This is a genomic window from Mycobacterium sp. (assembly GCF_035314665.1).
In the GTDB taxonomy this organism is placed as follows: Bacteria; Actinomycetota; Actinomycetes; order Mycobacteriales; family Mycobacteriaceae; genus Mycobacterium.
The window spans coordinates 1-17,482 of record NZ_DATFZD010000429.1 but is presented as its reverse complement, the minus strand read 5'-3'; the positions used below and the strand labels follow the sequence as shown (position 1 = coordinate 17,482).

Below are 17,482 nucleotides of genomic sequence, written 5' to 3'. Positions count from 1 at the left end.
GTCGAACGTCACGCCAGCGCAACAGTCGCCGCCCAACGCCACTCTGGCGTGACGTTCGGTGGGTGCGTGACCGGTCAATTTTTGCCGGCCGCCAACTTCGTCACGATTGAGCGGAAGTCCTCGGTCTGGAAGGACTGATTCTCGGCGGACAGCGCATAGTCGATCGTGGCCAGCACCGCGCGCTCGAGATGCACGTTGAGGACGCGTTTGGTGCTCTCGACCGCCTGCTGCGGCAGTTCGAGAATCTTTTTCGCGGCCTTCACGGCCTCGGCGAGCGGGTCGGCCACCGCGTGGTTGGCCAGGCCGAGTTCGACCGCCCGCTGCGCGGAAATCCGCATGCCGGTCAGCGCATACTCCTTGGCCAACAGCAAGCTGATGTGCAGCGGCCAGGTCAGCGGTCCTCCGTCCGCGGCCACCAACCCCACCTGCACGTGCGGGTCGGCCAGGTACGCGTCTTCGGCGATGTAGACGATGTCGCTCAGCGCGACCAGGCTGCAGCCCAGCCCGACGGCCGGACCGTTGACGGCAGCCACCACCGGGACCCGGCAGCGAGCCATGCCCAGCACGATTTCGCGCCCGTCGGCGATCGTCTTGGCCCGCAACGCTGCGTCGCCGGCCAACTCCTCGAGGTACGCGAAGTCGCCGCCGGCCGAAAACGCCCGGCCGGCACCGGTTATCACCGCGGCACGGACACTTAGGTCGTCGCTCATCCGCTGCCACAGCTTGGCCAGCCCGTGGTGTAGATCGTCGTTGACCGAGTTGAGCGAATCGGGCCGGTTCAGCGTGATGATCCGCAGCGGCCCGTCGGCCTGAACGTCGATTTCGGTCGGCATGTCGTACACGTCAGGCTCCCAATCCCAAGATTCGTGAGGCGATGATGTTTTTCTGGATCTGCGATGTCCCGCCCATCACGCTTTGCGCGCGGCTGTAGAGGTAGGCGGACAGCAGGCCGGGGTCGTCGATGCCCGTGACGGCCAACGCGGCGTGGCCGACCGACTGCTCGACCCAGGTCATCAGCAACTTGTCCAGCGATCCGTCCGACGTGTGCGTCACGCCGTCGAGCTGTTCGGACAACCGACGCCGGACGTGATGGGTCAGCATCTCGGTCTGCACTGCGGCCCAAGCCAATTCGGGGGGTGCCGGACCATCGGTGCGGGTGGCCAGCTCACGCACGAGCTTGCCGTAGCGCGCCGCGTACCCCAGCGTGGAGGGTTCGCGTTCGTGGCCGACCACCGTCATGGCAAGTGCCCACCCCTCGCCCGGGGCACCCACCATGTGCTGCACCGGCGCGAGAGCGCCGTCGAAGAACACCTGGCCGAATTCGGTGGTGACACCGTTGATCATCCGCAGCGGACGCTGTTGCACGCCTGGCTGTTTCATCGAGATGATGAACGCCGAGATGCCGCGATGGCGCTTGGCGTCCGGATCGGTACGGGCCAACAGCAGACACCAGTCCGCGACATCGGAGTAGCTGGTCCAGATCTTGTGTCCCTGGATCACGTAGTTGTCGCCGTCGCGGGTGGCGGTGGTGGTCAGCGACGCGAGATCCGAGCCGGAGCCCGGCTCGCTGAAGCCCTGGCACCATCGCTCGGTGCCGTTGATCATGCCGGGCAAAAACCGACTGCACAGCTCCTTACTGCCGTGTCGGGTCAGGCCGGAGACCAGATAGCCGAGGCTGGGCCGGGGCGGGGCGCCGGCCCGCGCCAGCTCTTCGTCGAGAATGACGTCGTACACCGGCGGCAGCTCCTGCCCGCCGTATTCACGGGGCCAGGACAGCCCGAAGAAGCCACCCTCATACAGCGCCCGATGCCATTCGCCCTGCTTGGCCCAGTATTCGTCGCCCGAGCTCGGAAACTCCTTGGCGTGCAAGGCAAGCCACGACCGCAGCTGATCACGGAAGGCCGCTTCGTCGGCCGAATCACGAAAGTCCAACGTCGATCTCCTCCAACTTGACAGGCCACAGTTCGGTCGATGTCAACGCGCGCCGCAGGTAGACGTGCGCCAGGCATTCCCAAGTGTTGCCGATGCCGCCGTGCACCTGGATGGCGGTCTCGCACACCGTTCGCGCGGCGCGCGCGCAATAGATCTTCGCGACCCGAGCCGCGCGGATGGCCTCGTCCGGGGCCAGTTCGTCGACCGCCCAGGCGGCATGTCGCAGCACACTCACCGAACCCTCGATCAGCGCCAGGCTTTCCGCGAGCAGGTGCGCGATGGCTTGATAGGAGCCGATCGAATTACCATATTGTTCACGGATTTTCGCGTAGTCGCAGGCCAGGGTGTGTGCGCCTCGGGCCGTTCCGACCAGATCCGCCGAGGTCGTGGCCAGGGCTAGTGCCAGCCAGCGGCCGGCGACATCGGCGTCCAGTTCGCCTATGGCGCTTGCTTTTCCGACGACGTCGGCGGTGGCCCTGGTCAGGTCCACGGCCTCGCCGATTGCGCTCAGATCGGCGGCCAGGACCGTCGTCCCGTCCAACGACAACGCCCGCTGATAACCCCGAGCGTCGACACCGTGACCCCCCACGGCGATCGTCGACCCGGCGCCGTCGCCGCCGACATGCCGGGCCAGATCGTCGGCAAGCACCGGTCCGAGAAACGGGGCGTCGACCAATCCGCGGCCGAATTCCTCAGCGACGATAGCCACTTCCACCCCGGAGGCCCCGTCGGTACGCAGCGATCGCCAGCCCGTCATCTCGATTTGCTTGTCCAGCCGGGCAATTCGATCGTCGTCGTCGAGGTCTTGCACCGAACCCGGGCCGAGGTCGTCGGCCATTTTGGCGGCGGCGTCGCACAGTTGTTGTTGTTCAGCTGTCAGACGTACATCCATAGCGCTCCTTGAGAACTCGGCGTAGCACCTTTCCGGAGGGCAGCCGAGGTATTTCGGGCACGAACACCACACGGCTCAGGCTTTTGTACGACGCAAGCCGCTCACCCACCCGGGCCGTCAGTTCGGCGGCGTCGACCGGTGCCCGCGTCGCGATCGCGGCGACGACCGACTCCCCGTCGACGCCGTCGGGGATCCCGAACACCGCGCAGTCTTCGACGGCGGGATGAGCATGCAGCACCGCCTCGATCTCGGCGGGCGCAACCTGGAAACCGCGGACCTTGATCATCTCCTTGGACCGGTCGGTGATCCGCAGCCAGCCGCCGGAGTCGAGATAGCCGACGTCGCCCGTGCGATACCAGCCGTCGTACAAGGCATCTCGCGTCGCCTCGCAGGGCAGATAGCCGGCCATCAGCGACTCCGACCGGGCCTGGATCTCGCCGACCTCGCCGGGGCCGACCGGCTCGCCGGTCTGCAGCGACACCACCCGCACCTGCACGCCGGGCACCGGCCGCCCCACCGAATCGAGCCGCGCACCCTCAAGCGGATTGCAGGCGATGACCGGCAGCTCGGTGGTGCCGTACGCGGGAAGCCAGCCGATGCCGGTGCGCCGGGTGACGGTTTCGGCGACGCTCTCGCTGACCGGGGTCGCGCCCCACATGATGAACCGCAACGACGAGAGATCGTAGGACTCGAGGCGCGGATGCGAGGCGATCGCCAATGCGATTGGCGCGACGGCTATTTCGACGGTGATCCGGTCGGCCTGGATGTGCTGCAGGATGCGGTCGATGTCGAATCGGCGATGAAGGCGCATCCATACCCCGGTGTGCAATGCCGTCTCGATGTTGAGCAAACCGAGGATGTGCGACGGCGGTGTGGCGATCTGGATTCGGTCGCCTGCGGTCAAGCCCAGCGCGTCGCGCCAATGCCGAACGGCGGCCTGCAACGACGCATGCGTGTGCCGAACCGCCTTGGGCAGACCGGTGGTGCCCGAGCTGAACGCCAACACCGCATCGGCGTCCGGCGACGGCGAGCCGAACACCGGTTCGCCCGGCGCGATCGGCTCGTCGAGATGGCGCATCGGCATCAGTTCCGACAGCACCGCATGGTCCCCGACGGCGTGGGACGGATTCGTCAACGCCAGCGCGTGCTCGACTTCGTCACGCTTCCAGGCCGGGCTGATCAGCACGACGGCCGCGGCCAGCCGCCAGATCGCGTGCAGCGCGACGACGAACTCGGGGCGGTTGGACGACATCAGCGCCACCCGGTCACCGGCCGCTACGCCGCGTCCGCGCAGGCTGGCCGCCAGCCCGTCGGCCAGCGCGTTGAGCTGCGCAAGGCTGTAGTGCCGGTCCTCGAACGCGAGCGCGGTCGGCGCACGTTGTGGCGGCCCGGCCTGCGACATTGAGAACATCCTATCGTTTTGAGAGAATAGTATTCTCTGAAGTGAAGAACGCAAAGTGTGGAGGGTGCAGGCATGGCGGAACGCCACGTGTTCCAGCAGGCCACGGTGACCCGGATCGTCAAGGAGACGGCTGACACCCGCACCTTTGTGCTGGACCCACACGAGACGCCGTTCGCCTATCGCGCCGGCCAGTTCTGCACCTTCCGGGTGACGGTCGACGGCCAGGAGCTGTATCGGTCGTATTCGATGTCGAGCGCGCCCGAGACCGATAGCGAGTTGATGACCACGGTCAAGCGGGTCGCCGGCGGCAAGGTCTCCAATTGGATGGTCGACAACGTGGTCGAAGGCGATGAGCTGACCATGACCAGAGCCGCGGGCACGTTTGTCCTCAGCCCTACCTCGGTGCCGTTGCTGGCCTTCGCCGGCGGTAGCGGCGTGACGCCGATCCTGTCGCTGGCCAAGAGCGCATTGGCGACCACCGACCGCGCGGTGCGCATACTGTGCGCCGACCGCGACCGGGCTTCGGTGATCTTCGAGGCGGTCATCGATGAACTCGTCGAGCGTTATCCCGGCCGGCTGTCGGTGGACCGCCATATCGACGCCGAGCACGGGCTGTTGGAACCGGACGCCGTCACGAGGTTCGTCGGCGGCGATACGGATGCCGAATGCTATGTGTGCGGCCCGGAAGGCTTCATGGCCGTGGTGCGCTCCGCGCTGCCGGATGGCGCGCGGGTCCTAGTCGAGGACTTCGACGCATCACCGCCGCTCAAGGCGACCACTGCTGATGTGGCCGTCGCCGGAGAAGCGGGCGGTACCGTGACGATCCACCTCGAACGCAAGAAGGTGTCGGTACCGCAGGTCGCCGGGGAGACGCTGCTGGAGACCGCGCGCCGGGCCGGGCTGTCGCCGCCGTTCAGTTGTGAGGCCGGCAACTGCGGGACGTGCATGGCCCTGCTCACCGAAGGCAGCGCCACCATGCGCAACAACGACGTGCTGGAAGAAGACGAGCTGGCCGACGGTTATATCTTGACGTGTCAGGCGGTGCCCGACACGACGTCGGTGACAGTGGTTTACGAGTAGCCCCGCACTGTAACGGCTTTAGCTATAGCCGGGGCGGAAGGAGACTTAGTCATGACCGACCTGTCCGGCTTCGCTGATCTCGCCTCTGCCGACCAGGGGCTGATTGTGTTCACGACGTTGCGCCGCGACGGCAGCGCCCAGGCATCGGTAGTCAACGCCGGGGTCATGGCACACCCACTGACGAATGAGCCGGTCGTCGCGCTGGTGGCCATCGGGGGCGCCCGCAAGCTGGCCCATCTGCGCGCCGATCCACGCACCACCGTCACGGCCCGCGCCGGTTGGCAGTGGGCCACCGTCGAGGGCTCGGCCCAGCTGATCGGGCCCGATGACCCGCATCCCGACGTCGACGACGAGCGGCTCCGGGTCTTGCTGCGTGAGATCTTCACGGCGGCCGGCGGAACCCACGACGACTGGGACACCTACGACCGGGTGATGCGCGAACAGCGCCGCACCGCTGTGCTGATCTCACCGACCCGCGCCTACACGAATCCGGCGTCGAACTAGCCGAGTTCGGCCAGTGCCGGTGCGAGTTGTTCGACTTGGTCGATGCCCGCGCTGAATTCGCCGCCAATCGGTAGCAGCAGCGCAACTTGGTCCGCGCCGGCGCGCAGATGCTGCTGCACCCTGGCCGCGACCGCTGCCGAATCGCCATGGGCGACAAGCGCATCCACCAAACGATCGCCTACCTCGGCGATCTCTTGGGCTGTGTAGCCCAGCCCGGCCATTCTGGCCGCATATGACGGCGCAGCGAGGCGGCCCGACACCGATTCCCGCGCAGCCGCTTTCGCCCGGTCGGCGTCGGCGTCCGGGATCACCGACAATCCGACGACCAAGAGCTTGTCGGGCCCGAGCACCTCGCGGGCTTGAGCGGTGAACGTCGCGGGCAGCCCGGCCGGCATTGCGCCATCCGCAATCTCGCCGGCCAGCGCAAGCATTTTCGGTCCGTTGGCGGCGATCATCCGCGGATACGCGGCATCAGGCGCCGGCGGCCAGGTCGGGCTGTCCATCCGCTCCAGGTAGTCGCGCATCGTGGCCAGCGGGCTGCCGAATTCCTGCCCAACGCTTGCCGCCTGCTCGGGATACCCGACCCCCAGGCCTACAGCGAGCCTGCCGGGGTACGCCTCGGCGAGTTGAGCAGCCGCGGCATGCATGGTCTGCGCCGGCCGGGCCCAGATATTGGCGACAAAGGTGCCGAACACCGTCCGCTCGGTGGTGGCCAACAGCACACCAAGTTGCACAAACGCGTCTTTGCCAATGACCTCATTGGTCCAGATAGCCTGGTAGCCGGCGTGTTCCAGCCGAGCGACGGCCTCGCGCTGCGCGACGGCGGGTGCCGCGCTGGTGAACGAGACTGGTAGGCAAATGCCTACCGGCCCCAGCGTTTGGCGGGCCATCACTGTTGAAAGTAGTGGCCCGCGTCGAGATCCTCGATGAGCCCAGGCCCTTTGGGATGCCAGTCGAGCACTTTCTGCGTCAGGGCGCTTGAGGTCGGATTGTCCAAAGATCCGAAGATCGCAAGGAATCCGAAGTGCTCATACGCTTGTTCGGCGGAGATGCTCACTACCGGCAGGTCAAGGTGACGGCCGATGACGGCGGCGATGTCGCGGAACTGCACGCCTTCGTCGGCGACACCATGCAACCTGGTCCCCGCCGGAGCCGCCTCGACGGCAAGCCGGTACAGGCGCGCGGCGTCGAGCGTGTGGACGCCGGGCCAGCGGTTGGAACCGTCGCCGACGTAGGCGGAGACGCCTTTTTCGCGGGCGATGTCGATCAGGCGGTGAGCGAAGCCGTGGTGATCGAGGGTGCTGTGCACCAGCGGCGACAGGCGAATGACGGACGATCGTACGCCGCGTTCGGCCATCGCGATCGTCGCGTTCTCCGAGTCGATCCGCGGACCGCCCTCGGCGACATCGTTTTCCGTCGCGGTCCGTCCTTGCACGACTCCCGCCAGCAACAGCGTTCCGGCGGTGTTTACCAAGGGACGGTCGGAGCCCGCCAGCGCCTCACCCATTGCCTCGACGACACATAGATCCGTCTCGGCGGCGCCGACAAAGTCGCTGTCGAAATCGTCTCGATACGCGAGGTGGATGACGCCATCGGCTGCCGCGGCCGCGGCCCGAAGGCCGTCGAGGTCGGCGAGGTCGCCCCGGTGCACCGTGGCGCCCTTGGCCGTCAGCGCCGCGGCGGACGTGTCCGAACGGGCCAAGCCGGTAACGCGGTGGCCGGCTTGGAGGAGATCGGTGACAACGGCGGAACCAATGTGTCCGGTCGCGCCGGTGACAAAGACGTGCATGGCAATCCCTTCCTGGTCGACCCGTTCTGGTCGATGTCATCAAGTCAACGACGGCCCACCAAGCCTGTCCAAGTCCTATTTCAGATGGCGCCATGCAATCTAGGCATCACAGCAGCTCAGCAAGGCTACGCGCGGCACATGGCTGGATTGGGCGCCTACACTTCATGCATGACCGAATCGGTATCGCCGGTGGTAGATCTCGACCTGCGGCTGGTCGGGTACTTCGTCGTGGTGGCCGAGCACCGGCATTTCGGTCGCGCGGCCACCGCTCTGCGCGTCGCGCAGCCCTCGCTGAGCCGGCAGATCCGGCGCCTGGAGCAGCAGTTGGGGGTGCGCCTGTTGGATCGCACGCCGCAAGGGACCCGGCTGACCGAGGCCGGCGACGTGTTCCTGCCGCGGGCGAAGGCGCTGCTGCGCTCGGCATCGCAGGCCGCAGCACAGGCCCGCGCGGCAGCCCAGCCAAGCCGCATCACGATCGGCTATACGTCGGGCCTGATCGTCACCCCGGCGGTGCGCGAGATGCGCCGCGAGCACCCGGACGCCGAAGTGCAAGTCATGCACGTGGATTGGGATCAAGCGCGGGATGCGCTACTTGACCATCGAGTCGACGCGGTGGTGACGCGACTGCCTTTTCCGACCGACCGGCTGCACGTGACGATCCTCTATGACGAGCCTCGGGTGCTCGCGGTGTCGACCGATCACCGCCTGGCCGGCAGGCGATCGGTCAAGCTCGAAGACATTGCCGACGAACCCATCCCACGGGTGCGAGGCTCTGATCCGACCTGGAGTGCCTTCTGGCGGGTCGATCCGCGCCCCGATGGGCGCCGCGCACCAGATGGTCCGTTTATCGAGGCGCTGGAAGACAAGTTCGAAGTCATTGCCGCCGGGCAGGCGGTGGCCATCACGGCCGGCATCCACCTCAACAGCCTGCGGCCCGACATCGTCACAGTCCCGTTGGAGGGTGTCGAGCCCAGCCACGTCGTAATGGCCACCCGGGCGGATGATCGCAGCCGGTTGGTGGCGGTCTTTCGCAAACTGGCCGAAGCGCACCTCACCGCGCCGGACTGATCTCAGTCGACGGCCAGCTCCGGCGGCGGACGGTAGTCCGGCCGGTAGCCGTCGACCCGGATCGGGTTGCCGACCAGGCGGAAATCGCCTGCGTTGACCACGATTTCCGGTGTGGCCTGCAACGCTTCCGGCAGTGTCCGCACCGCCGCCGCAGGCACCCCCAGCGGACGCAGGCGGGCTTCCCAACCGGCGGCGGTGTCGGTTGCGAGCGTGGCCGTGACGACGGCGAGCACCTCGTCCCGCCGGGCAACCCGTTCCGCCATCCGTTCGAAACCGTCGATACCCGCCTCGGCGGCGAACGACTTCCAGAAGCCGTCGTGCGTGATGAACAGCGCGAGGTATCCATCGGCGGTCGGAAAGAGCTGGGCCGGAACGTAATACGAGTGGGCGCCGTTGTGCCTGCGGGCCGGCTCGACGCCGTCGTTGAGGTAGGCCGACGCGTGGTAGTTGAGCTGCGACAGCATCACGTCGCGCAGCGACACATCAACTTGTCCGCCTGTGCCGGAGATGATCTTGGCCAAAAGCCCCAGCGCCGCGCACATTCCGGTGGAGTTGTCGGCCGATGAATAGCCCGGCAACGTCGGTGGGCCGTCCGGATCGCCGGTCAACGCGGCGATACCGACACCCGCCTGGACCACGTAGTCGAAGGCCGGGTCGTCACCGCCGTACAGCCCGAAGCCGGTGATCGCAACACAGACGATCCGCTCGTTCCACCGTCGCAGCTGGTCATAAGTCAGACCCAGCCGGCGGATGGCCGACGGTTTCAGATTCACCAGCAGAGCGTGGGATTCCGACACCAGTTCACCCAACCGCCGTTGTCCCGCATCGGAATTCAGGTCAAGGCAGATGCTGGACTTGTTGCGGTTGAGGCTGGCGAAGTAGCTGAGCCCGACACCGCGCGATATCTCACCACCGCCGGGTTCGATCTTGGTCACCTCGGCACCGAGGTCGGCCAGCAGCATGGTCGCGTACGGGCCGGCGAGCATGGTGCCGACTTCGAGAATTCGTATTCCCGCCAGCGGTGCGGGCGTCAACGCAACTCCGCTGCGAGCTCGGCGATCATCTCCCGCGTCCGGCGCTTGGAAGCGATGAGTTCGTCCCGGTTCTCCCCGATCGGCAGCAGGCGCACCGACAGGTCGGTGACCCCGGCGTCGGCGAACCGGCGCATCCGCGCCAGGATGGCTGCCTCGTCGCCGGCCGCGCAGAGATCGCCGACATCTCGCGCATCGCCGCGTTCAAGCAGACGTTGGTAGTTGGGTGACACCTCGGCCTCGCCCAGGATGCGGTTGGCCCGCTCCTTGGCCTCGTCGACTTGGGCAGGCGCACACAGGCATACCGGGATACCGGCGACGATACGCGGCGCGGGGCGTCCGGCACCTGCGGCGGCCTTGGTGATCTTCGGCGCGATGTGATCACCGATCGCGCGCTCATCGGCCATCCACAACACGGTGCCGTCGGCCAGTTCACCGGCAAGCTGCAGCATCACTGGCCCCAGCGCGGCGACCAGTACCGGCATCGGGGTGTCGGCCCCGATCGCCGTCGGATTGTGCACCGTGAACGAATCATTCACGACGTCAACAGCTCCCGGACCGCTGAGGGCGGCGTTGAGCACCTGCAGGTAATCGCGGGTGTAGGCAGCGGGCTTCTCATAGGGCAGACCGAGCATGTCCCGAATGATCCAGTGGTGCGACGGCCCGACGCCCAGCGCCAGCCGTCCACCGGCCACCGCATGCGTCGAGAGCGCTTGGCGGGCAAGAGCAATCGGATGCTGGGCCTGCAGCGGCACCACCGCGGTGCCCAGTTCGATGCGCGAGCTGTGGGCTGCCATCAACGCCACCATGGTGAGGCAGTCAAAGTCGTTGGGCACCTGCGGCATCCATGCGGTATCCAGTCCCGCAGATTCCGCCCACTCGATATCGGAGGCCAACTTGGCCACCTTGCGGGCCATATCGCCACGCTCGGCGCCGATCATCACTCCGATGCGCACTGTGTTTCCTTTGCCTCGGGGTTCGGGGTGCCGGTGAGCGAGCGAATGTCGCGCACAAGGACGTCAAGCGAAGTGCCCGTGGGAAACACCGCTGCCGCGCCGGCGTCCAGCAGCTTGGGCACGTCAGCCTCGGGTATCGTTCCACCGACCACCACGGCGATGTCGGCGGCGTCGGCCGCGCGCAATGCCTCGATGGTGCGGGTGGTCAGCGCGACATGCGCACCGGACAGAATGCTCAGCCCGACGACGGCCACATCTTCTTGCACGGCGATGGATGCGATGTCCTCGATGCGCTGCCGGATGCCGGTGTAGATCACCTCGAATCCCGCGTCGCGCAAGGTGCGTGCGACGATCTTGGCGCCGCGGTCGTGTCCGTCGAGACCGGGCTTGGCGACCAGGATGCGCACTGCCATCTAAAACACCACCGGCTGCTGAAATTCGCCCCAGACCGCTTTGAGCGTCGACACCATCTCACCGACCGTGCAGTAGGCGTTGGCACAGTCGATCAGCTTGTGCATCAGATTGTCGGTTCCTTCGGCCGCGCGCGACAACGCCGCAAGGCTGGATTCTACTGCGGCCGAATCTCTTTCGACCTTCACCTTGGAGAGGCGTTTGAGTTGCAGATCACGTCCCTCGGCATCCAGCTCGTAGGTGACAATTTCGGGCGGCGGCTCCTCGGAGACGAACCGGTTGACCCCGACGACCGGCCGCGTGCCCGCCTCGATGTCCTGGTGGATCCGGAAGGCCTCGTCGGCGATCAGGCCCTGCAGGTAGCCGTCTTCGATGGCTCGGACCATTCCGCCGTGCTGCTCGAGGTCGTGCATGATCTCGACGATGCGGGCCTCGGTGGCGTCGGTGAGGGCCTCGACGAAGTAGGAGCCGCCGAGTGGATCGGCGACGCGGGCGACACCGGTTTCATGGGCCAAGATCTGTTGGGTGCGCAGCGCCAGCGTGGTGGACTCTTCGGTAGGTAGCGCGAAGGGCTCGTCCCAGGCCGCGGTGAACATCGACTGCACGCCGCCCAGCACGGCGGCCATCGCCTCATAGGCCACCCGCACCAAGTTGTTCTGCGCCTGCGGGGCAAACAGCGACGCCCCGCCACACACGCAGCCGAAGCGGAACATCGACGCTTTGTCGGTGGTGGCGCCGTAGCGTTCCCGCACGATCGTCGCCCAACGTCGCCGTCCGGCGCGGTATTTCGCGATCTCCTCGAAGAAATCGCCGTGGGTGTAGAAGAAGAACGAAATCTGCGGTGCGAATTGGTCAATGGTCATGCGGCCGCGTTCCACCACGGTGTCGCAGTAGGTGACGCCGTCGGCCAGGGTGAACGCCATCTCTTGTACCGCGTTGGCCCCGGCGTCACGAAAGTGCGCACCGGCCACCGAGATTGCGTTGAATTTCGGAACTTCGGCCGCGCAGAACTCGATGGTGTCGGCGATCAATCGCAGCGATGGCTCCGGCGGCCAGATCCAGGTGCCGCGCGAGGCGTATTCCTTGAGGATGTCGTTCTGGATGGTCCCGGTGAGCTTGGCGCGCGGCACGCCTTTGCGCTCGGCGGCCGCCACGTAGAACGCCAGCAGGATCGCGGCGGTGCCGTTGATCGTGAAGCTGGTGCTGATCTTGTCCAGCGGAATGCCGTCGAACAGGATCTCGGCGTCGGCGAGGGTGTCGATCGCGACGCCGACCCGGCCGACCTCCTCACCGAACTCGGGATCATCGGAGTCATAGCCACACTGGGTTGGCAGGTCGAGCGCCACCGACAACCCGGTCCCGCCCTGTTCCAGCAGGTAGCGGTAACGGCGGTTGGACTCCTCGACGGTGCCGAATCCGGAGTACTGCCGAAACGTCCACAGCTTGCCGCGATAGCCGCTGGCGAAGTTGCCCCGGGTGAATGGATAGCTGCCCGGTGGCGGCGGCTCGACACCCCGGTCCCCCGGCCCATAAACGGGCTCCAGCGGGATGCCGGATGACGTTTCGGTGTGGTTATCCATCGATGGATAACGTACTTGCAAAAAAAGAGAATGCCAATACCGTATGTCTGACCAGGCTAAAGGCGAGCTAGCGCCGGTCTAGGCCCGGCACAAGATCTCGCCATGCGGGACGGCCAGCCAGCCATTCGGAGCGGCGGCCCAGTCCAGCCAGGCCGACGAGATCTCGTCGAGCTCCGCGGTGGTGGCCATGCCTGAGTCCACCAGCTGACGGGCGAGGGCCGACTCGACGATCCGGTCGGCCCACATCCGGCCCCACCAGTCGCGGGTCTCGGGCGTCGCAAAGCACCACGTGCTTCCCGTGGGCGTGATGTCGTCAAATCCCGCGTCCCGGGCCCACGACAACAGCCGCCGCCCCGCGTCGGGTTCGCCGCCGTTGGTGCGGGCCGCCTCCTCGTACAGTTCGCGCCACCGATCCAGCGTCGGAAGCTGCGGGAACCAAATGAATCCGGCGTAGTCAGCGTCGCGGACCGCGACGATGCCGTTCGGCACACATACCCGCCGCAGCTCCCGCAGCGCCTGCACCGGGTCGGCGACGTGTTGCAGCACCTGATGCGCGTGCGCGACGTCGAAGGTGTTGTCCGGGAAGTCGAGAGCGTGCGCGTCAGATGTCAGGAACTCGATGTTCGACTGCTTGCGCGCTTGCGCCTCTGCGCGAGCCAGATCCAAAGCGTCCTCGGTCAATTCGACGGCGGTAACCCGGCCGGGTGCAACACGGGCGGCCAGGTCGACGGTGATGGTGCCCGGCCCACAACCGACGTCGAGCACCGACATCCCGGGTCGCAGGTGCGGAAGCAGGTAGCCGGCCGAATCCTCTGCGGTGCGCCTGCGGTGCGAACGCAGTACCGACTCGTGATGCCCGTGGGTGTAGACGGCATGGGGTTTGTTGTTCATCGTGCGGCTCCTCGCTGTCGAACCATGCCCGAATCCAGGCTACCGCCGCGCATTTCATGATACGAAACAAATATCCCACGATATGGGATCGGCAACCAACGCCTCAGTCGACCGGAACGTCGAGGATCGGGCGCCCGACCCCGGCGCCCGGGCCGTCGAAATGCCACCACTCACCGGAGTACACCGACAAACCGCCGGCCCTCATCGCGTCGCGGAGCAGGGCCCGGTTCGCCTGCTCGTCCGGGCTGACGCCGTCGGTGGCAAAGGCGGTTGCGCGGGGCGAAAAGTCGTCGAAGTCGGTTCCCATATCGACGAGGCACCGGCCGGCCAACTGCCGCGCGGGCGGGCATGGCTGTTGTGCGCTCGCGATCGTCACGTCAACTGAGCGCCCCGACTCATGGCTGCGGGCATCGGGGCCGGGCTTCGCGACCCAGGCCGGATTCGGCACAACGTTGAACATCTTGACCTGCACATCGTGCGGTCGATAGCAGTCCCAGAAGACCAGTACGCCGCCGTGCGAAGCCAAGGTCTTCTCTGCAGCGGCGAGCCCGGGCGCCATGGATTCGTGCACCAGACAGCGGGCATCGGCCGGATACAACGGCATGTGGGTGAAATTGTTCGTCGTCGCATAGCGCAGATCGATGACCGCGCTGGCAACGACGGAGCGGACGTCGGTAAATCCCGCCGAGCGCGCCGCGGCGCCGAGCGGAGGCACGTCGGCATTGGCGCGCGCACCCCAGCTGCTGACAGTCGCGATAAGGAGCAGCGCAACCAGGAACCGACGCGTGGTGGCTGTCACGGCCCCATTATCCGTCGCCGATGCGTCAGCTCCAGTCGATGGCCGCGGCGCGCTGCCGAACATCCTCCACCCTGGCCGCGACCTGGGCGGCAACCGCGTGTTGATCGTGCTCCATTGTCTTGGCCAGCGATTCGGCTTCCGCCACAATCTGTTTGAGGAGGTCACGGTGATCTTCGATCATCGCGATGGTCGCGTTTCTGATGGCCACCACCGCCTCGCCCCGAGCCTCGGACGGTGAGAAGCTGCCGGAGAGCAGCGGAGGGAGCGTCTGGCGCTCGAATTCGGTCATGTCGCGGGTCAGGTGCACGTTGAAAGTCGCTCGAAAAGGATCTCGATCGTCGAGTTCAACGCTGGCTATTTTGAGTGGGTCCATGGGCCGTTCCTTTGGTCGGCGAGGGCGATCTTCGCCCGCGTCACGCCGAATTACATCCCTGTAGTTTACCCGCGCCTACGGGCAGCTGCGGAGGCCGAAGAAGTCGAGGTCAAGGATGGAACCGGTAAACTGTCGCCGTCGGAGCTACGGAGGAACATGAAGCGTCTTGTATTCGGAATAGCGACCGCGGTGACCATCTTGGCCGCGCCCCTTGCCCACGCAACCGATGTTCAGGGTCAGTGCGCGAGCTCCGGCGGCCAATACACATCGCAGGAGGTATCACCTCACTTCGGCCAGGCCCCCAGCCTGATCGAGACCTGTTGCATCGCGCAGAAATGCACCACCTGGCGCGACGGCGTACAAGGGCCGACGTACGGCGGGAATTAGGTCACAAGTTGGGGTTGATCGGCGCGGGAGTCGCTGCGATCGCATTCAACGTTCGGATGTTCTTGACGACGTCCCGACTCTCGCGCGCCGCAATGGAAGCGACGATGTCCTGGGGCAGACCGATCAGTCCCGGCGGGTCGTAGATCAGTTCACCCTGCGCTGACACTTTTTCATCCCGGGCCCAGATCGTGGCCGGGTGCGCGAGCGCAGGCTCGAGGGCGAGAATCATGGCGAATGTCCATGCGCTGTCGCGAAGGGTCTTCACGGCCTCGTCGATGATGAATATCTCGTTGCTCGTCAGTACGTGGTAGAGGTCGGCCAGGACGGGCGACAATTCATCGAGCTCGCTGACTACCCCGCCGACCTGGCTGGCTAATACGGCGTTGACTGTGTTGAAGTCGTTGTGCAGCGCCTCCAGATTTCCTCGGGGAGCGACTATTTGAGCGGCGATACCGAGATCCAGCTCGATGTGTGCATTCACGCCGGCCAGCAAGTGCTGCAGGATGATCGGCTCCGGCCCGCTCGCCGCATCGAACGTCGACCGCCAAGACCGTGTCGGCTTCGCAAACTGGGTGGGGTGGAAGTACCCGTTGAGCGCGTCGAAGTAGCGGCTGGCGAATGTGACGTCGAAGCGCTGCATGCGCGTCGCGTCCTCGAACTCTCCCTGTGAGACCGCGGTGCCGATCGCGATCGTGATCCGCTTGTACAGCGCAGCGAAATATCCCAGACGGCTCGAAACGGAGATGGACCAATCGATGATCGACTCAATTGCTTCTACTACCCCGTCGATCGTCGTGACTGTCGGTATCGGGGGAAGCGGCGGCGACGTCGTCACGTTGTCGCCATACCGACTGTGGGAAGCCGCTTTCCCAACTGACTGGCGAGGGAGGCGCCTAATTCATCTTTCGACATACCGCCGCATTGTTTCGGCAAACATATGCAATGAGAAGAAAGCGGTCCGCTGAGCGGACCACGACGCGCAATGATTAGAACTGTCCCGTAGGCCGATCCCATGGGGTGGCAGACAGCCGCTCCGACCGGGCAAGAGTTCTAAACCGGAACAACAGCTGCCCGTCGGCGTTGTAGTCGCCGGCGTGGGGCCTCCGAGACCGCTACATGAATTGGCGATGCACTTCGAAGGCCAGACAGAGCTCGACGAGATCACGTGGCCGGGACAGAGACCCGGTGTGCGCCGACACAACAACCGGTGCCAGCCGAGGCTGGTTATCGGCTTGGGGCGAGACGCCGAAGCTGCCTTGCGGGCTTTCTATCCCCAGGCGCGAGAGCTGCGATGGCCGTTCATAGGCCTGCACGCCCCCCAGGCAAAGGCTGCGCCCTCCCCCGATCTCCTATTTGCCAAGCACCCATCCTGGGTCAAGCGGCAGCACGATGACTCTCTTGAGCAGGAGTACGTGACCAGTTTGGCGGATGCGTTGAAGTGGGGCTTTCGCGACCTTGCGGCGCGGAATCGGCCGAGGAATTCGCCGGTATCCCCGCGAGAGCCGTTGGCTGCGCCGCCTACAAGAAACTCGAAGATCACATCAAGCGTGTGCTGGCGCAAGCGCCGCCGGTAACCAGTGAGCAGCGCGCCAAGCTGGCCGAGCTGCTGCGTCCTGTCCGCATCCTCGACCCGCCAAACGTGTAACTCATGGTGGGCCAAAAAATGGCCAATCTCGTCCCCACTGGACTCGCGGGCCTAACGGCCCGTAATGGCGAGGTATTGCGACCCTAGATTCCACTAGCTGCCACTGATCGACTCAATGTGAGTTCGTTTCGCCACGCTGCCACCCTGTGCGCGTTGGCAGTGGTGTGTACACGGAAAGTATGTGCGGCCGAGAGGATCAGTGGTGATGGCCGGTACGGATTCTGTGGCCGTGCGGAGGCTGTCGCGGCTGCGCCCGCTGATCGAACCGGCCCTGGTGGTGCTCACCCTGGGCGCGCTTGCCGGCGGCGGGATCGCGTGGCTGGCCGGTTGGCGGGATGTAGCCGATGGCTGCTGGATCGCCGGCACAGTGCTTGCTTTGGTGCCGGCGTTGGTGTGGGTGTTGGTGGCATTGCGCCGGGGACGAGTCGGCGTGGATGTCATTGCGGTGCTGTCGCTGGTCGGCACCCTGCTGGTCCACGAGTATCTGGCTGGCGCTCTGATCGCGGTAATGCTGGCCGGCGGCCGTGCGCTGGACGCGGCGGCTGCGCGGCGTGCCTCCCACGATCTGCGGGCCCTGCTGGAGCGGGCGCCACGGTTCGCGCGGCGACGCGTCGGGTCGCAGGTCAGCGTGATTCCGCTGGCCGAGGTGGCCGTCGATGATGTGCTGGTCGTCGGGCCCGGCGAGGTGGTGCCGGTGGACGGGCGAATCGTCGACGTGGTGGCGGTGCTGGATGAGTCGGTG

18 protein-coding genes and 1 pseudogene are annotated in these 17,482 nt (G+C 66.0%); 5 read left to right on the top strand and 14 right to left on the bottom strand.

Translation table 11 applies throughout. From position 1 onward, the window contains the following. Positions 1-74: 74 nt before the first annotated feature. From VKI00_RS30770 to VKI00_RS30755, 4 genes are read right to left on the bottom strand one after another with little or no spacing between them, the layout of a single operon-like run. Positions 75-842 (bottom strand): enoyl-CoA hydratase/isomerase family protein, encoded by a 768-nt coding sequence (locus VKI00_RS30770; protein WP_324446707.1) that lies wholly within the window; start codon positions 840-842, stop codon positions 75-77. Between the two features lies 1 nt (position 843). Continuing rightward, the gene (locus VKI00_RS30765; protein WP_324446704.1) at positions 844-1,932 is read right to left on the bottom strand and encodes an acyl-CoA dehydrogenase family protein; all 1,089 of its coding nucleotides are present in this window, start codon (positions 1,930-1,932) and stop codon (positions 844-846) included. Continuing rightward, positions 1,919-2,824, bottom strand: coding sequence for an acyl-CoA dehydrogenase family protein (locus tag VKI00_RS30760; protein WP_324446702.1), 906 nt, complete (start codon positions 2,822-2,824; stop codon positions 1,919-1,921). The genes VKI00_RS30765 and VKI00_RS30760 overlap by 14 nt, the downstream gene beginning before the upstream one ends. Then, positions 2,802-4,226 carry a class I adenylate-forming enzyme family protein gene (locus VKI00_RS30755; RefSeq protein WP_324446700.1) on the bottom strand — a complete coding sequence of 475 codons (1,425 nt, stop codon included), beginning with the start codon at positions 4,224-4,226 and terminating at the stop codon, positions 2,802-2,804. The genes VKI00_RS30760 and VKI00_RS30755 overlap by 23 nt, the downstream gene beginning before the upstream one ends. A gap of 72 nt (positions 4,227-4,298) precedes the next feature. Between VKI00_RS30755 and VKI00_RS30750 the strand changes: the two genes are divergently transcribed. Beyond that, positions 4,299-5,306, top strand: a complete 1,008-nt coding sequence (locus VKI00_RS30750) for a ferredoxin--NADP reductase (protein WP_324446698.1) — start codon at positions 4,299-4,301, stop codon at positions 5,304-5,306. A gap of 51 nt (positions 5,307-5,357) precedes the next feature. Next, complete coding sequence (locus tag VKI00_RS30745) at positions 5,358-5,810, top strand: TIGR03618 family F420-dependent PPOX class oxidoreductase (protein ID WP_324446696.1); 453 nt, start codon at positions 5,358-5,360, stop codon at positions 5,808-5,810. Here the strand turns inward: VKI00_RS30745 and VKI00_RS30740 are convergent. Further along, positions 5,807-6,700 (bottom strand): TIGR03620 family F420-dependent LLM class oxidoreductase, encoded by an 894-nt coding sequence (locus tag VKI00_RS30740; protein ID WP_324446694.1) that lies wholly within the window; start codon positions 6,698-6,700, stop codon positions 5,807-5,809. The genes VKI00_RS30745 and VKI00_RS30740 overlap by 4 nt on opposite strands. Beyond that, on the bottom strand, positions 6,700-7,599 hold the full coding sequence (locus VKI00_RS30735) for an SDR family oxidoreductase (protein WP_324446692.1): 900 nt from the start codon (positions 7,597-7,599) through the stop codon (positions 6,700-6,702). Before VKI00_RS30735 ends, VKI00_RS30740 begins: the two co-directional genes overlap by 1 nt. 168 nt (positions 7,600-7,767) lie before the next feature. On the opposite strand from VKI00_RS30735, the gene VKI00_RS30730 reads away from it, so the two are divergent. Beyond that, complete coding sequence (locus tag VKI00_RS30730; RefSeq protein WP_324446690.1) at positions 7,768-8,667, top strand: LysR family transcriptional regulator; 900 nt, start codon at positions 7,768-7,770, stop codon at positions 8,665-8,667. Positions 8,668-8,669: 2 nt separating this feature from the next. Here VKI00_RS30730 and VKI00_RS30725 read toward each other — a convergent pair whose 3' ends face one another. From VKI00_RS30725 to VKI00_RS30690, 8 genes are all read right to left on the bottom strand, one after another. Further along, positions 8,670-9,701: a CoA transferase gene (locus VKI00_RS30725; RefSeq protein WP_324446688.1), complete on the bottom strand. Its 1,032-nt coding sequence runs from the start codon at positions 9,699-9,701 to the stop codon at positions 8,670-8,672. Next, entirely contained in the window at positions 9,698-10,654 is a 957-nt protein-coding gene (locus VKI00_RS30720) for an LLM class F420-dependent oxidoreductase (RefSeq protein WP_324446686.1), read from the bottom strand. Before VKI00_RS30720 ends, VKI00_RS30725 begins: the two co-directional genes overlap by 4 nt. Then, positions 10,639-11,067 carry a cobalamin-dependent protein gene (locus VKI00_RS30715; protein ID WP_324446684.1) on the bottom strand — a complete coding sequence of 143 codons (429 nt, stop codon included), beginning with the start codon at positions 11,065-11,067 and terminating at the stop codon, positions 10,639-10,641. The genes VKI00_RS30720 and VKI00_RS30715 overlap by 16 nt, the downstream gene beginning before the upstream one ends. Next, a complete protein-coding gene (locus VKI00_RS30710; protein WP_324446682.1) occupies positions 11,068-12,645 on the bottom strand; it encodes a methylmalonyl-CoA mutase family protein in 1,578 nt (525 codons plus the stop codon). Positions 12,646-12,723: 78 nt separating this feature from the next. Further along, positions 12,724-13,536 carry a class I SAM-dependent methyltransferase gene (locus VKI00_RS30705; RefSeq protein WP_324446680.1) on the bottom strand — a complete coding sequence of 271 codons (813 nt, stop codon included), beginning with the start codon at positions 13,534-13,536 and terminating at the stop codon, positions 12,724-12,726. Positions 13,537-13,639: 103 nt separating this feature from the next. Continuing rightward, entirely contained in the window at positions 13,640-14,398 is a 759-nt protein-coding gene (locus VKI00_RS30700) for a M15 family metallopeptidase (protein WP_414687342.1), read from the bottom strand. After that, the gene (locus VKI00_RS30695; protein ID WP_324446679.1) at positions 14,361-14,708 is read right to left on the bottom strand and encodes a hypothetical protein; all 348 of its coding nucleotides are present in this window, start codon (positions 14,706-14,708) and stop codon (positions 14,361-14,363) included. Before VKI00_RS30695 ends, VKI00_RS30700 begins: the two co-directional genes overlap by 38 nt. 388 nt (positions 14,709-15,096) lie before the next feature. Continuing rightward, a complete protein-coding gene (locus tag VKI00_RS30690; RefSeq protein WP_324446677.1) occupies positions 15,097-15,930 on the bottom strand; it encodes a DUF5995 family protein in 834 nt (277 codons plus the stop codon). 603 nt (positions 15,931-16,533) lie between these two features. On the opposite strand from VKI00_RS30690, the gene VKI00_RS30685 reads away from it, so the two are divergent. Together VKI00_RS30685 and VKI00_RS30680 are read left to right on the top strand one after the other, a co-directional pair. Next, positions 16,534-16,740: a hypothetical protein gene (locus tag VKI00_RS30685; protein WP_324446674.1), complete on the top strand. Its 207-nt coding sequence runs from the start codon at positions 16,534-16,536 to the stop codon at positions 16,738-16,740. A gap of 205 nt (positions 16,741-16,945) precedes the next feature. Continuing rightward, positions 16,946-17,482 (top strand): annotated as a pseudogene (locus VKI00_RS30680) (heavy metal translocating P-type ATPase); the annotation flags it as partial.

Coding starts and splice junctions, on each gene's coding strand:
- VKI00_RS30710 (WP_324446682.1), bottom strand. CDS start 12,645: ATGGATAACCACACCGAAACGTCATCCGGCATCCCGCTGGAGCCCGTT.
- VKI00_RS30740 (WP_324446694.1), bottom strand. CDS start 6,700: ATGGCCCGCCAAACGCTGGGGCCGGTAGGCATTTGCCTACCAGTCTCG.
- VKI00_RS30760 (WP_324446702.1), bottom strand. CDS start 2,824: ATGGATGTACGTCTGACAGCTGAACAACAACAACTGTGCGACGCCGCC.
- VKI00_RS30715 (WP_324446684.1), bottom strand. CDS start 11,067: ATGGCAGTGCGCATCCTGGTCGCCAAGCCCGGTCTCGACGGACACGAC.
- VKI00_RS30755 (WP_324446700.1), bottom strand. CDS start 4,226: ATGTCGCAGGCCGGGCCGCCACAACGTGCGCCGACCGCGCTCGCGTTC.
- VKI00_RS30735 (WP_324446692.1), bottom strand. CDS start 7,599: ATGCACGTCTTTGTCACCGGCGCGACCGGACACATTGGTTCCGCCGTT.
- VKI00_RS30705 (WP_324446680.1), bottom strand. CDS start 13,536: ATGAACAACAAACCCCATGCCGTCTACACCCACGGGCATCACGAGTCG.
- VKI00_RS30730 (WP_324446690.1), top strand. CDS start 7,768: ATGACCGAATCGGTATCGCCGGTGGTAGATCTCGACCTGCGGCTGGTC.
- VKI00_RS30750 (WP_324446698.1), top strand. CDS start 4,299: ATGGCGGAACGCCACGTGTTCCAGCAGGCCACGGTGACCCGGATCGTC.
- VKI00_RS30745 (WP_324446696.1), top strand. CDS start 5,358: ATGACCGACCTGTCCGGCTTCGCTGATCTCGCCTCTGCCGACCAGGGG.
- VKI00_RS30700 (WP_414687342.1), bottom strand. CDS start 14,398: ATGTTCGGCAGCGCGCCGCGGCCATCGACTGGAGCTGACGCATCGGCG.
- VKI00_RS30695 (WP_324446679.1), bottom strand. CDS start 14,708: ATGGACCCACTCAAAATAGCCAGCGTTGAACTCGACGATCGAGATCCT.